The sequence below is a fragment of the Clostridium sp. genome (genome assembly GCF_051656525.1).
Taxonomy (GTDB): Bacteria; Bacillota; Clostridia; order Clostridiales; family Clostridiaceae; genus Clostridium.
Window position 1 is genome coordinate 1 of record NZ_JBOGCC010000116.1, and the last position, 13,347, is coordinate 13,347.

Genomic DNA, 13,347 nt, shown 5'->3' on the forward strand with positions numbered 1-13,347 from the left:
TTTGCAGTAATACCAGCAGTTATAGGAACTAATGTGAACCAGAAAATAGCATCTCCAATTCCACCAAGTGGTCCCATTGCAGCAACACGGACAGCTCTAATTGTAGGAATATCTGCTTTTTGTTGCTCTAAAGAAAGAACAATACCCATAACGAATGTAACTAAGAATGGATGAGTATTAAAAAATTCAAGGTTGTGTTTCATTGATCTTGATAAATCGTTTTTATTTGTATGGATTTTCTTTAATCCAGGAATTATTCCATATAACCATCCACCAGCTTGCATTCTTTCATAGTTAAAAGAAGCTTGAAGGAATAGTGAACGCCAAACCATTTTATTTAAAGTTTTTTTATCAAGTTTTGGAGCTGGCGTTAAATCTGAATATTGATTTTGATTGAATTGAGTTTCAGGTTTAGTTTGAGTTTTAAATGCCATCTTCGTCGTCTCCTCCTCCAGGTGCAAAACCTACACTATTTTTCATTCTAACATTTGTTTGGAAATCGTATATTGCAATAGCTATACCTATGAATGCAATTATTAATAATGCAGGTCCAGCAAGAGCTTCCATACCACCAACTATAGCAGCAAGAGCAAATCCTGCAAAGTAAATCCCCCAAAGTTCTCCAGATAGCATAATTCTTAAAAGAATTGCAAATCCAACATATCTCATCATTCCACCAGCAGCACTAAGTCCACTCATGAACCAAGCAGCACTTTGTGAGAATTCATTTAATGCGTTACCAGCAGCAGTACCCCCGATTAATCCAATAACAACAACTATTGCAAAGAATAATCCAAGAGCACCCATTGCAAGGTAGTTAAGTTTTTCAATTCCAGCTGTATCAGCTTCCTCAGCATACTTGTCAGCTTTAGACATTAATGGAGACATAGCTGTAAATAATAAAGTTACACAGTATTGTCCAATTAAAGCAAATGGAATAGCAAGTCCAACAGCAGCAGTTGCATCAAGCTTAGTAGAAATAGCAAAGATAACTGCCATAATTCCACCTATAACTGCATTTGGAGGTTGAGCTCCACCAACTGGCATGTTTCCAATTGTCATTAATTGATAAGTTCCACCAACTATAAGTCCTGTTTGTAAATCACCTAAAATTGCTCCAATAATAGCACCAGATACAATTGGTTGATATAAAGATTCTAAGAAACTAAACTGATCTATAGCTGCAATAAAAGCGAAAACTGCAACTAATAGAATTTGTACAACATTAAAATCCATTATTTTATTTCCCTCCTATACTTATTAAATTTTCTTATAAATAATATTACTTAAATAATTTCTCAATATTTTCTGTACCTTCTGTTGGAACTCTTCTTATTTCAAGTTCAACACCTAAATCTTTTAACTTTTTAAATGCTTGTACATCAGTATCATCAACAGCAACAGAACCTGCAACTTGTCTTTTACCTTCTGCCATATGCATATTTCCAATATTAACTTTCTTAATTGGAACTCCACCTTCTACAAGTTTTAATACATCACTTGGCGTTTCACAAACTAAGAAAATTAATTGTCTAGCATTAGCTTTGTGAATAGTAGAAATTGTTTTATCAAGTGACCAATATCTAGTAGAAGCATATGCAGGAGCAGCCATATCCATTAAACCTTGTCTAAGACTATCCTTTGAAACTGCATCATTTGCAACTAAAATTAAATTAGCACCGATTGATCCACACCATTGAGTAGCAACTTGTCCATGTATTAATCTGTTGTCTATTCTTGTTAAAATTATATTTGGCATGAAATATTCACCTCCCATAAAATTTTTTATTAGGTTGAAATCCTATATACTTATTATATTAATAAGAATTAAAATTATATTTAGCTTTTTCAGTAATGAATTTATATTTTTTAACAATTATTATAAAATGTGGTAAAATATAAAATGACATAAATAAAGAGGGAGAAACATAATAATAAGTGTAAAATATTAAGAAATGTTTTGAGATGGAAATTGAGAATAAAGCAGAGATTTGATGGGAGGATTTATAATGTATGATAAAACTACAAGTCCTTTGTTTTTAAAATATGGGAATGTTTATGATGAAAAAAGCGATATAGATAAAAATGAGTTTATAAAGAGAGAAATTATAACAAGAGATAAAACTATTTCAAGTTTATATAATTTTTCAGAAAGTGTAGATATTGAAGTGAAAGAGGGAATGGCATATATTCTGATAGGTGAATCTAGTAATGGAGATTTTAAACTTTTTGCAATTCATAGAAATTTAGAGATAAAAAAGAATATGTATTTTAACATAATATCAATGACTGATGAAGTTAAGTTTAATTTAGTGATTCCATCAAATTATAATTTAAAGCTAGAGTTTTTAAATCCACCATATGTTTATAATAGAATTGTACAAACTATAAATATACCTGAAATAATGGCGTATTATTATACGATAAAAAGTCCAAATTATAAGTTTAAGGGTGAGGAGCATAATATTTATGAGTTAACTTTTGTGGATAATGGAATTTTAAATACAAGCATTGAGGGAGAAAATTTTGTTTTAAATTCTTATGATGTTATTATTTATAGTAAAAATAAGTTTCATACTCAAGAGGTGAAGAGTGATATTGCATGTTCTTATTTAACTGTAATGTTTAATATGGAATGTGAGGATGATAGTTTAATTTGCAATAGAGTGTTTCATTCTGAAAAGGAACTTTATAAGGCTATAAGAGTTTTTGCAAAGAATATTTCTTTAAATATTCCTTATTCACAAAATTTAATATTAAGTAATTTTCATGAGATAATAATAAGACTTTTCCAATATGATTATGTTGAAAAAGAGGATGTAAAGCCTGTTTTAGAATCTCATGAACATTTTCAAGATGAACTTTTAGGAAAGATTATAGTTTATATAGATGATATGATTTGTGAACCTATAACTGTTGAAGAGCTTTGTGATAAATTTGCATTATCAAGATCTTCACTTCAAACTTTATTTAAAAGTAATTTAGGTATAACTCCAAAGAAATATATCAATAATTTAAAGCTAGAGAAAAGTAAGAGACTTATTAAAGAAAATAAATTTACTATAAGTGAAATAGCTTTTATGCTTGGATTTAGTTCAATTCATTATTTTTCAAGAGCATTTACTCAGCATTTTGAGATTAGTCCAAGTGATTATGCACAGAAGATATATAAGGAATAAGAGTATAAAAATAAGGAGCTGTCTATTTTGACAGCTCCATTATTATACTGTTTGAAGTGCATATCTTGATACTTTTACAATTACATTCTTACTAACTTCTACAAGAACAGTTTCTTCAGATACTTTAACAACTTTTCCATAAATTCCACCACAGAACATAACTTCTGTACCTATTTTTAAGTCAGTTTGAAGTGTTTTTATTGAAGAAGCACTTTTCTTTAAATTTCTTGCTGATATAAACATCAAGATTAACCCACCAATTAAAACTAATACAGCAACTGTAATGCATGTCCAACTAATAACTTCCCAGTTCATATCTAAATACCATCCTCATCATTATCTTCAGTATGCTCAATTAATTCAAATTTTACTATACTGTCTTTTCCAGTATTTAAAGCAGTTTCTGAAAGCATATCTAAATCATCAAAAATATCTTTTCCCATAGTAATTTCAAGAATCATAGGAAGATTACTTCCACCTACAACTTCCATTTTTTTATCTATTTCTGTTGAAAGCTCTACTAAAGTTTTAAAAGGTGAGCCTCCTGCTAAGTCAGTAAGTGCTAATATTGATGTACAAGACTCTAAATTTTTAAGTGCACCTATATATTTTTCTTTTAAACTTTCAGTTGAATCATTTTCTTCAAAATCAATAAACTCTGCATTTGTAGTGTCTCCAGCAATTAATTTTAAAGATGATTGTAATCCTGTTCCAAAATGACCATGTCCGCTAATTATTAATCCTATCATAAATCTCAATTCCTTCCTTTTATAAAAATAGTTACAATAACTATAATACTACATAATTTATATATTTTACCATTTGAATAGAAAATAAAGTTTTAAGTCAGAGTTTCTATAAAACTGGCTTAATTTTAAATTTTAAAGATAATCATATAAAGTAACACCTTTAACTACACGATTTACTTCACCTGATGGACAAGGATTATCTGGGGTAATACCCATAGCTAATGATTTAAATGTAGATAAAATTTGTGCAAATGTTATATAAGCAAGTCCAAGTTCTACATTATTAGGTGAATTATTTATTTTATAGAAATAAGTATAGTCTGCTAAAGATTCTAATTCTCTTGATGGTGTATTAGAAACAACAAGAATCTTATTTCCTTTTCTCTCTAAGCTAAGTTCTTTTATTAAGTCTAAATCATACTTATAAGTGTAAGAATCAGAGCTTGTATAAATTACAGTTAAAGTCTTATCATTAATTATTGATTTAGGTCCATGTCTAAATCCAAGTGGTGTATCAAACATAGTAGTTACATCACCAGCTGTAAGTTCAAGCATTTTTAATGAAGATTCTTGAGAAATTCCTTTAAGAGTATTACTTCCTAAGTAAACAATTCTATCAAAATCAAAATCTTCTACTATAGTTTTAGGAAGATTAAAATCATTATTTAAGAAACTTTCTGTTTTCTTAGAAACTTCATTTATAAGAATTTCTTTTTCTTCAAGTGAATTAAGGTTAAAAGTAAGATATGCAGCTAAATACATATTTGAAAAACTTGAAGTCATAGCAAAAGACTGGTCATGAGTTTCATCAGTAAGATTTATTGCATATGAATTTTCTAAATCATTTGCCATTTTAGAAAGTGCACCATCTTTATTACATGTAATAAAAAGGTTGTAAAGATTTTTACATACTGCTGATGCAACATTTACACATCCAATTGATTCAGGAGAATTTCCAGAACGTCCAAAGCTTATTAGTAAAGTTTTCTTTTCTTTTGAAAGATAATTCTCAGGTGTGCTTACTATATCAGTAGTTCCATAAGATTTTACCTTGTGATTAAATTTAGTATTTAAATGAGAGTATAGGGAGTTTCCTATAAATTCACTTGTTCCTGCACCTGTTAAGATAATATCAAAATCATCTTCATTAATTACATTATTTATAAAGCTTTCTAAATCACTTTTAATATTTTTAATTTGATTTAAAGTTTTAGTCCATGTGTTTGGTTGTTGATGTATTTCACTTAATGTGAAAATTGAAGAAGAATTTTTCATTTCTTCTGTAGAATAATTAAAAATAGTCATATTAATACCCCTCCAAAGTGTATAAAAGTTTTATTACTTTAAATTATAGTAAAGAGAATTTTAAATACAATGGAATTGTTAAAAGATATAAGAGGTATGTTAAAAAGTGTAAATATTATGAAAATCTTATTAGCTATAATAAACCTATGGAATTTAAGAGGGGAGGTATTTAAGAGTATGATAATTCAAAGTACAAAGGTATGGATAGGGGATCAGTTTACTAGGGCACAAATAGAAGTTGATGATAATAAGATAGTAAATATTTATAAATATGGTGAGAAAGAAGTAACTGTTGATTATGGTGATAAAAGAATAGTTCCAGGATTTATAGATGTTCATTGTCATGGTGCATATGGTTTTGATACTAATGATGCTGAAGAAGAAGGTCTAAGAAAATGGATTAAGGGAATAGTTAAAGAAGGTGTAACAGCATTACTTCCAACAACTATAACACAGAGTAAGGAAGTTTTAACAAAAGCTTTAGCAAATGTAGCAAAGGTTGCAGAAGATGGTTATGAAGGAGCAGAAATTTTAGGAATTCACTTTGAAGGACCTTATCTTGATATGGAATATAAAGGAGCGCAACCAAAGGAACATATAGCAAAACCAAGTGTGCGTGAATTTATATCATATCAAAAGTCTGCTAAAGGACTAATAAAATATGTAACACTTGCAACAGAAGTTGATGAGGATTTTGAATTAACTAAGTACTTAAATGAAAATGGAATAGTAGTTAGTATAGGACATTCAGCAGCAACCTATGATGAAGCAGTTTTAGCTTTTGCAAATGGAGCTAGGTCTCAAACTCATGTTTATAATGGAATGACTCCTTTTAATCATAGAAACAATGGACTAGTTGGGTTTTCTTATAGAGTAAGAGGAATGTATGGAGAGGTTATATGTGATGGAAATCATTCAACACCTGTAGCATTATATAACTTCTTTATGGCAAAGGGAGCTGATTATGGAATTATGATAACTGATGCCTTAATGGCAAAAGGTTTTGAAACTGGTTCAAAGTTTACCTTTGGAGGAAATGAAATAGAAATATATGAAGATGGAAGTGCTCATTTAACAGATACAAAGGGTCTTGCAGGTTCAACATTAAAAATGAATGAAGGATTAAAGTTTTTAGTTGAAGAAGCTATGGTACCATTCAATTATGCTATAAATTCATGTACTATAAATCCAGCAAGATGTCTTGGAATAGATAAAACTAAGGGAAGAATAGGCGTAGGATATGATAGTGATTTAGTAGTATTAAACTCTGATTATTCAGTAGAACAAACATATTGTTTAGGAAAGAAAATGTTATAAAATTTAGGGGGAAAAGAAAATGGAATTAATGAGAAGTAAAGAGATTTTAAGAAAAGCACAAGAGGGAAAATATGCAATAGGAGCATTTAATGTTGAGAATATGGAGATGGTAATGGCAGTTATAAGTGCAGCCGAAGAAATGAATGCACCAGTTATAATGCAAACAACACCATCAACAGTAAAATATGCAGATGTAGATTATTTTTTAGCTAATGCAAAGGTTGCAGCAAGTAAGGCAAAAGTACCTGTAGTTATGCATTTAGATCATGGGTCAAGCTTTGAGTTAGCAGCAAAAGCATTTAGAGCAGGATATACTTCAATAATGATAGATGGATCTCATCATGATTTTGAGGAAAATATAGATTTAACTAAATCAGTAGTTAAAATGTGCAAAGCTTCAGATGTTACAGTAGAAGCAGAACTTGGAAAAGTTGGTGGAAAAGAAGATGATTTAGATAGTGGAGAAGGAAATCCATATACAAATCCAATGGAAGCTAAGGAGTTTGTTGAAAGAACAGGAGTTGATTCTTTAGCAATTGCAATAGGAACAGCCCATGGACTTTACAAAGGAGAACCTAAATTAGATTTAGAAAGATTAAGTGAAATAAGAAGTCTTGTAGATATTCCATTAGTTTTACATGGCGGTTCAGGAGTGCCTGATTCAAAAGTTAAAGAAGCAATTTCAAGAGGAATCTGTAAAGTAAATTATGCAACAGAAGTTAGAATAGCGTTTACAGATGGAGTAAATAAATATTTAAGAGAAGATAAAGAAGTAATAGATCCTAAAAAGTACAATAAATCAGGAATGGATGAAGTTGAAAATTTTGTAAAAGAAAAAATAAAAGTTTGTGGATGTGACAATAAAGCATAGAAGTATAAAGGCTAAGGTTTTTTAGTTTTTATATGAATAGAATTGGATTATTTAAGTAAAAAGGAGTATAATTAAAGAAAAGAAAGGCAGATGATAAAAATGAAATTATTAATTCATGTAGGAGATTTAGATAAGTGGAAGACTGCAATTAATAATGCAAAAAATACAAAGAAATTTCAAACGGAAGCAATAGTTGAAATAATATCAAATGGACCAAGTGCAGTTGCATTAAAAGATAAGGTTTCGGAAAATTTAGGAATAAAAAGTAGTTTAGAAGATTTAATGAACCTTGGAGTAAAAATAAAGGTTTGTAATAACTCACTTACTATGTTTGATATGAAAAAAGAAGAGCTTATAGAAGGAATTGAAGTAGTAAAAGCTGCTGTAATAGAAATATTAGAACAACAAAATAATGGATATGCTTATTTAAAAGTATAAAAATCATCTAATTTATAGCTAGAACAAATTAATTGTTTTAGCTATATTTTTTATTTAAAAAAAGTATATATTTAGATAGTTTTTTTGTTTGAAAATATATAAAAATATTTTTAAATATTATATAATGGTTTTAAATGGTATTAAAAGAAATAAAAGGTGGAATTGGGATGTTAAGTAGTACGATAATAGCTATAGTAAAAGGAAAAAGTTTTTCAATTGAAAAAGTAACTAAATCACTAGAAGATAATGAGATTCCTTATGAGAATATTTTTGATTTAACATATTATGCAAATATTAATGCAAGTATAGCAGATACGTTAGTTTGTGTAGAGACGATAAAACCTAGTTTAGCTAAAGAGGTGTTAAACAACACCAAAGGAATTATGGTAATGCCAACATAAGATTAAAAAGGTAGAGGATTAGGAGTCAGAAAACTGATTCCTTTTTAGTTTAGATTTAAAATAGATAAATACTTAAAATATGTGATATAATATTAAAAAATAATTAATATTAGTTAGGAGAGATTTTATGTTAAATATAGGATGTCATTTATCAACAACAAATGGTTTTGAACATATGGGAAAAGAAGCTATAAGCATTGGAGCTAATACTTTTCAGTTTTTCACACGTAATCCAAGAGGTGGAAAAGCTAAGGCTATTGTTCAAGCAGATGTAGATGGACTTTTAAAAATTATGAAAGAGAATAATTTTAGTCAAATTTTAGCTCATGCACCATATACATTAAATGCATGTTCAGGAACTGAAAGTACAAGAGAGTTTGCAATTCAAACTATGAGAGATGATTTAGAAAGAATGGAGTATCTTCCAGGAAATCTTTATAATTTTCATCCAGGAAGCCATGTAAAACAAGGTGTAGAAGTAGGAATTAATTACATAGTAAATATGTTAAATGAAGTAATAAAGGAAGATCAAAATACAACTGTATTACTTGAAACTATGGCTGGTAAAGGAACAGAAATTGGAAGAAACTTTGAAGAGATTGCAGAAATCATTAGTAGAGTAAATTTAAAAGATAAAATGGGTGTTTGTCTTGATACTTGTCATATACATGATGGTGGATATGATATAGTAAATGATTTAGATGGAGTATTAGATCAGTTTGATAAAATAATTGGTTTAGATAGATTAAAAGCTATTCATTTAAATGATAGTAAAAATATTGTTAATAGTCATAAAGATAGACATGAGAAAATTGGTGAAGGTGAAATTGGATTAGAAGCAATAGAAAAAATTATTAATAATAAGAGGTTAAAAGGAATTCCATTTTTTTTAGAAACACCAAATGAACTTGATGGATATAAGAAAGAAATCGAACTTTTAAGAAATTTGTATAAAGAAGTTTAAAAAAGTTTAAAAAAATCTAAAAATCTTGATTTAAATCAAGGTTTTTTTTCGTTTTTAATGTTATTATGTAAATGTACTAAGACATAGATTTGTCAGTTAAAGTTAGTACGCTCTGACAAATCATTAATATAAATCCTATAAGATTTGTATAGTGACATAAAAAGCATAATATATTATTAATATAATAATTAAGCATAAGTTTTTTTAGAAGAAACTAATTTAAAAGAACCTTTACAAAAAAAATAGAACTGCTTGCAGTTCTATTTTTTTTATAGCAATATTGTTAAATTTTATAGATAACATAATCCTTCATTACAATAAGCACAACCAAGTCTATCTTTTATTCCTTGTAAATCATATAATATAAAAAGCCCATTTTTCTTATCTAAAATTCCCTGTTTCTTTAATGATGAAATAGTTCTAGAGACAGTTTCTTCAGTTATATCTAAGCATTTAGCCAGATTTGTATTAAAAATTTTTTTATTTACAATATAATTTTTATCAATTTTCTTGCCATAAGTGTTATATGCACGGACAAGCATTGAAAGAAGGGCATCTTCAGTATTAAAAACTTGTATGTCTCTTAATTGATAAAAGTTCTTTTCATGAAATAGTGAATAATATTTTGTAATTTCATACATTAATGAAGAATCTTTTGAAATAATATTATCAAAAGTATCAATTGAAATAAAGGCTATTGTAGCATTGTGAGAGGCACTAATATTAAAAGAAGAAATTTCTTTTAAACTATTTGTACATTCTTTAAAAATATTTCCTAAAAATAAAATAGCACCAGAGCTATAGCAACCAAGTGAAAGTTCTTTTGATGGTTGTATAGAATTGTTATAGTTAACAATTCCATCTACAACAATAGCAATTTTTTGATCAAAAAAATGATCTAAAAATAAGATTTCACCACGTTGAAGAGAAATTTTCTTGCTTGAAAAGTTAAGTAGTTTATTAGATAAAGTCTTTCTTCCAAGTAAAAAGTTTGTCATATAAAACCCCCTTTATATTTCCGAGTTAGATACTATATTTTATAAATATTATAGCATAAAGAAAAATGAAATTTAAATAAAGAAAGATAATGTTAATATAAAATACCAAATTTATACTTGTTTAATAATTAAAATATATATAAATTATACTTATAGAAAACTAAAGGAGGAATATAAAATGGGATTTATTGATAGAATGAAAAAAGATAGTGAAGATGAAATGAAATTTAGAATGGAGGGATCAAGAATACCAGTTAGGAATATGTTAAAAAAGGGACTACCTGTAGATTTAATTGCAGAATTATTAGGGATAGATGTTAAAGTTGTAAAGGCTTTAGAAGAAGAATTTAAAGGAATAAATGAATAAAATTTGGCTATAATTTAAAATAAAAAATAAAAAGGGGAACTTTATGAAAATTGGATTAGTATTATCAGGTGGCGGTGGTAAAGGTGCATATGAACTTGGCGTTTGGAAAGCACTTATTGAGCTAGGTTTAGAAAAATATATACAAGTATTTTCAGGAACATCGATAGGGGCATTTAATGCAGTTTTATTTGCACAAAATGATTTAGAGGAAGCGGAGGCTCTTTGGGATGAAGTGACAATGGAAAAGTTAGCTCCTATTAGTAAGGCACAGCTTTTGAAAAAAGGCTTTGAGTTAGTGCTTGGAGGTAGACATATTGAACTTATAAAAAAGCGTATGGCAAAAATGATGGAAGTTGGAATAGCACCTAAGGATGGAGCTAAAGAAATTATAGATAAATATCTACATATAGATAAGGTAAGAAAGAATAATAAAATATGCTATGCAGCATGCACACAACTTCCAGATTTTACACCAAAATATTTTAAGTTAAATGATTATGATGATGAAACAGCAAAGGAAATTGTAGTAGCATCGGCAACGCTACCTAGAATATATGATTGTACTGAAGTTTTAGGAAATAAATATATAGATGGTGGTGTTGCAGATAATACACCAATACAACCTGTTTATGGTGAAGGGTGTGACATTATAATAGTAGTAATGCTTTCAAAAGATTCATTTGTAGATAGAGAACTTTATCCAAATACAAATATAATTGAACTTGCACCTAGAAAACTAAAAGAAAGTACTATAAAAGGAACATTAAATCTTGATATGGAATCAAAAAAAATAAGAATTGATGAAGGTTATAAGGATACAATGGAGCTTTTAAAGCCAATAATGTTTTTAGAAGAATTAAAGATTAAAGAAGATGAGGAGAGTAAGCATCCTAAATTATTTAAAGTATATAATTGGTTAACAAAAAATAAAGAATAATATTTATTTAATAAAAGTTATTGATGAATCCATAGTAATATGATATGATATAGACAATAAATCATACTAATATAGTAAGAATTAAAACTATGTTAGAGTACATGGAGGATTAATAAAAATGAGTAAAATGATATGTACATGTATAGGAGTATATGCAGATACAATAAAAGAAGCAGTTAGTAATGGAGCTGATTCATTAGAAGAAGTTGAAGAAATGACTGAAGCTGGATCATGTTGTGGAGCATGTGTTCAAGATATTAGTAGAATTTTATTAAAGAAATAGTTTATTAAAAAAATATATAATAAAATTTGATTTGAAAAATTTTATAGAAAATTGATTAGAAAAAGGAAAATTAAGGCTGTCTATGGTGTAGATAGCCTTTTTTATATATAGATAAACTTTGTTTTAATTTAATAATGTATTAATAAATAGTGAAGAGTGATGACAGAGGGAGAACCTTTAAAGTAAAATGAGTAAGTATCAAAATTAGGAGAATATATCCATAAGAATCCAAATAAATAAATAGAAAAAAGATGGATATACTAAGTACATAATAAAATAAAAAACGAAGGAGAAAAAGAATGAGTAGTTCAAAAGAAAAAAGAATTATAATTCTTATAGGAACAATGATAGCGCAACTTGGACTTGGTACTCTCTATACGTGGAGTTTATTTAATAAGCCATTAGGTGAACTTCATGGCTGGTCAGTAGAGCAAGTTGTATTAAGTTTTTCAATAACTAGTTTTTCACTAGCCGTTGGTACATTGTTCTCAGGAAAGTTACAAGAAATGTTTGGAATTAAGAAAGTAGTAATAGCATGTTCTATTATACTTGGATTAGGACTTATAATAGCACCAAGAATGGATTCATTAACATTATTATATATATTTGCAGGAGTAGTTGTTGGAGCAGCTGATGGAATAGCTTATATGCTAACACTTACAAACTGTATTAAATGGTTCCCAGAGAAAAAAGGTATTATATCAGGATTATCAATTGGATGCTATGGACTTGGAAGTTTAATATTTAAATATATTAATACAGGATTTTTAAAAGATTTTGGTGTAGTTAATGCATTTATGTATTGGGGAATTTGTGCATTTATATTAATATTTATAGGTGGAATATTATTAAAAGATGCAGTTATAAAACATACAGCAGAAAATATAGCTTTATATGGTGGAAGAGAATACACTAGAGGGGAATTATTTAAATCACCTCAAGCATATCTTTTATTTATAGCTTTTTTAGCTTCATGTTTAGGAGGATTATATGTTATAGGAGCAGCTAAAAATGTAGGAACAAGTTTAGCGCACTTAACACCAGCAGATGCAGGAAATGCAGTTGCTATAATTGCAATATTTAACACTGTAGGTAGATTTGTTCTTGGAGGTCTTTCAGATAAGATTCAAAGAACAAAAGTTGCAGCAATTGCTTTTGCAGTAATAATTATTTCATCAATAATAATATTATTTGTACCATTAAACTATGAATTATTCTTATTATCAGTTGGTGGAATAGCGTTCGCATTTGGTGGAAATCTTACTGTATTCCCATCAGTAGTTGGTGAATACTTTGGATTAGCAAATAGTAGTAAAAACTATGGAATTATCTATCAGGGATTTGGAATTGGTGGATTATTAGGTGGAGTAGTTGCTAATGTAATGGGTGGATTACAACCAACATTCTATTTAGTATTAGTACTTGGAATAATAGCATTTGTAATAATGATATTTATAAAAGCACCTAAAGATGCAAAAGTAAGATAATAAATTTTGATACGTTAAAAGAACTCATTTCTACATGAGTTCTTTTTTAAT

At 28.2% G+C, this 13,347-nt stretch carries 17 protein-coding genes; 10 read left to right on the forward strand and 7 right to left on the reverse strand.

Annotation, left to right across the window (positions count from 1 at the left end; all coding sequences use genetic code 11):
- The 3 genes from ACRDDY_RS05135 to agaV all read right to left on the reverse strand — a co-directional run.
- On the reverse strand, positions 1 to 434 hold a 434-nt coding region (locus ACRDDY_RS05135), incomplete at its 3' end, for a PTS system mannose/fructose/sorbose family transporter subunit IID (RefSeq protein WP_438563899.1).
- Entirely contained in the window at positions 424 to 1,236 is an 813-nt protein-coding gene (locus ACRDDY_RS05140; RefSeq protein WP_438563900.1) for a PTS mannose/fructose/sorbose/N-acetylgalactosamine transporter subunit IIC, read from the reverse strand. The genes ACRDDY_RS05135 and ACRDDY_RS05140, both read right to left, overlap by 11 nt.
- Positions 1,237 to 1,282: 46 nt before the next feature.
- On the reverse strand, positions 1,283 to 1,759 hold the full coding sequence (gene agaV, locus ACRDDY_RS05145; protein WP_438563901.1) for a PTS N-acetylgalactosamine transporter subunit IIB: 477 nt from the start codon (positions 1,757 to 1,759) through the stop codon (positions 1,283 to 1,285).
- Positions 1,760 to 2,009: 250 nt separating this feature from the next.
- Between agaV and ACRDDY_RS05150 the strand changes: the two genes are divergently transcribed.
- Positions 2,010 to 3,179, forward strand: a complete 1,170-nt coding sequence (locus ACRDDY_RS05150; protein WP_438563902.1) for a helix-turn-helix transcriptional regulator — start codon at positions 2,010 to 2,012, stop codon at positions 3,177 to 3,179.
- Between the two features lie 42 nt (positions 3,180 to 3,221).
- Here the strand turns inward: ACRDDY_RS05150 and yajC are convergent, their stop codons facing one another.
- The 3 genes from yajC to ACRDDY_RS05165 all read right to left on the reverse strand — a co-directional run bounded on the left by yajC (position 3,222) and on the right by ACRDDY_RS05165 (position 5,233).
- Positions 3,222 to 3,494: a preprotein translocase subunit YajC gene (gene yajC / locus ACRDDY_RS05155; RefSeq protein WP_438563903.1), complete on the reverse strand. Its 273-nt coding sequence runs from the start codon at positions 3,492 to 3,494 to the stop codon at positions 3,222 to 3,224.
- Between the two features lie 2 nt (positions 3,495 to 3,496).
- Positions 3,497 to 3,928, reverse strand: a complete 432-nt coding sequence (locus tag ACRDDY_RS05160; RefSeq protein ID WP_438563904.1) for a PTS fructose transporter subunit IIA — start codon at positions 3,926 to 3,928, stop codon at positions 3,497 to 3,499.
- Positions 3,929 to 4,060: 132 nt separating this feature from the next.
- Entirely contained in the window at positions 4,061 to 5,233 is a 1,173-nt protein-coding gene (locus tag ACRDDY_RS05165) for an SIS domain-containing protein (protein ID WP_438563905.1), read from the reverse strand.
- 177 nt (positions 5,234 to 5,410) lie between these two features.
- Between ACRDDY_RS05165 and nagA the strand changes: the two genes are divergently transcribed.
- The 5 genes from nagA to ACRDDY_RS05190 all read left to right on the forward strand — a co-directional run bounded on the left by nagA (position 5,411) and on the right by ACRDDY_RS05190 (position 9,224).
- Entirely contained in the window at positions 5,411 to 6,550 is a 1,140-nt protein-coding gene (gene nagA / locus ACRDDY_RS05170) for an N-acetylglucosamine-6-phosphate deacetylase (protein WP_438563906.1), read from the forward strand.
- A gap of 19 nt (positions 6,551 to 6,569) precedes the next feature.
- Positions 6,570 to 7,421, forward strand: a complete 852-nt coding sequence (gene fba, locus ACRDDY_RS05175) for a class II fructose-1,6-bisphosphate aldolase (protein ID WP_438563907.1) — start codon at positions 6,570 to 6,572, stop codon at positions 7,419 to 7,421.
- Between the two features lie 99 nt (positions 7,422 to 7,520).
- Positions 7,521 to 7,859, forward strand: coding sequence for a DsrE family protein (locus ACRDDY_RS05180; RefSeq protein ID WP_438563908.1), 339 nt, complete (start codon positions 7,521 to 7,523; stop codon positions 7,857 to 7,859).
- 167 nt (positions 7,860 to 8,026) lie between these two features.
- Entirely contained in the window at positions 8,027 to 8,260 is a 234-nt protein-coding gene (locus ACRDDY_RS05185) for a hypothetical protein (protein ID WP_438563909.1), read from the forward strand.
- A gap of 127 nt (positions 8,261 to 8,387) precedes the next feature.
- Complete coding sequence (locus ACRDDY_RS05190) at positions 8,388 to 9,224, forward strand: deoxyribonuclease IV (protein ID WP_438563910.1); 837 nt, start codon at positions 8,388 to 8,390, stop codon at positions 9,222 to 9,224.
- A gap of 290 nt (positions 9,225 to 9,514) precedes the next feature.
- Here ACRDDY_RS05190 and ACRDDY_RS05195 read toward each other — a convergent pair whose 3' ends face one another.
- Positions 9,515 to 10,222: a Crp/Fnr family transcriptional regulator gene (locus ACRDDY_RS05195; RefSeq protein WP_438563911.1), complete on the reverse strand. Its 708-nt coding sequence runs from the start codon at positions 10,220 to 10,222 to the stop codon at positions 9,515 to 9,517.
- A 178-nt stretch (positions 10,223 to 10,400) separates the two neighbouring features.
- On the opposite strand from ACRDDY_RS05195, the gene ACRDDY_RS05200 reads away from it, so the two are divergent.
- The 4 genes from ACRDDY_RS05200 (at position 10,401) to ACRDDY_RS05215 (ending at position 13,296) form a co-directional block, all read left to right on the forward strand.
- Entirely contained in the window at positions 10,401 to 10,589 is a 189-nt protein-coding gene (locus tag ACRDDY_RS05200; RefSeq protein ID WP_438563912.1) for a hypothetical protein, read from the forward strand.
- A 43-nt stretch (positions 10,590 to 10,632) separates the two neighbouring features.
- Positions 10,633 to 11,526 carry a patatin-like phospholipase family protein gene (locus ACRDDY_RS05205; protein WP_438563913.1) on the forward strand — a complete coding sequence of 298 codons (894 nt, stop codon included), beginning with the start codon at positions 10,633 to 10,635 and terminating at the stop codon, positions 11,524 to 11,526.
- Positions 11,527 to 11,644: 118 nt separating this feature from the next.
- On the forward strand, positions 11,645 to 11,809 hold the full coding sequence (locus ACRDDY_RS05210; protein WP_438563914.1) for a (2Fe-2S)-binding protein: 165 nt from the start codon (positions 11,645 to 11,647) through the stop codon (positions 11,807 to 11,809).
- 299 nt (positions 11,810 to 12,108) lie between these two features.
- Positions 12,109 to 13,296, forward strand: a complete 1,188-nt coding sequence (locus ACRDDY_RS05215; RefSeq protein ID WP_438563915.1) for an L-lactate MFS transporter — start codon at positions 12,109 to 12,111, stop codon at positions 13,294 to 13,296.
- Positions 13,297 to 13,347 lie beyond the last annotated feature (51 nt).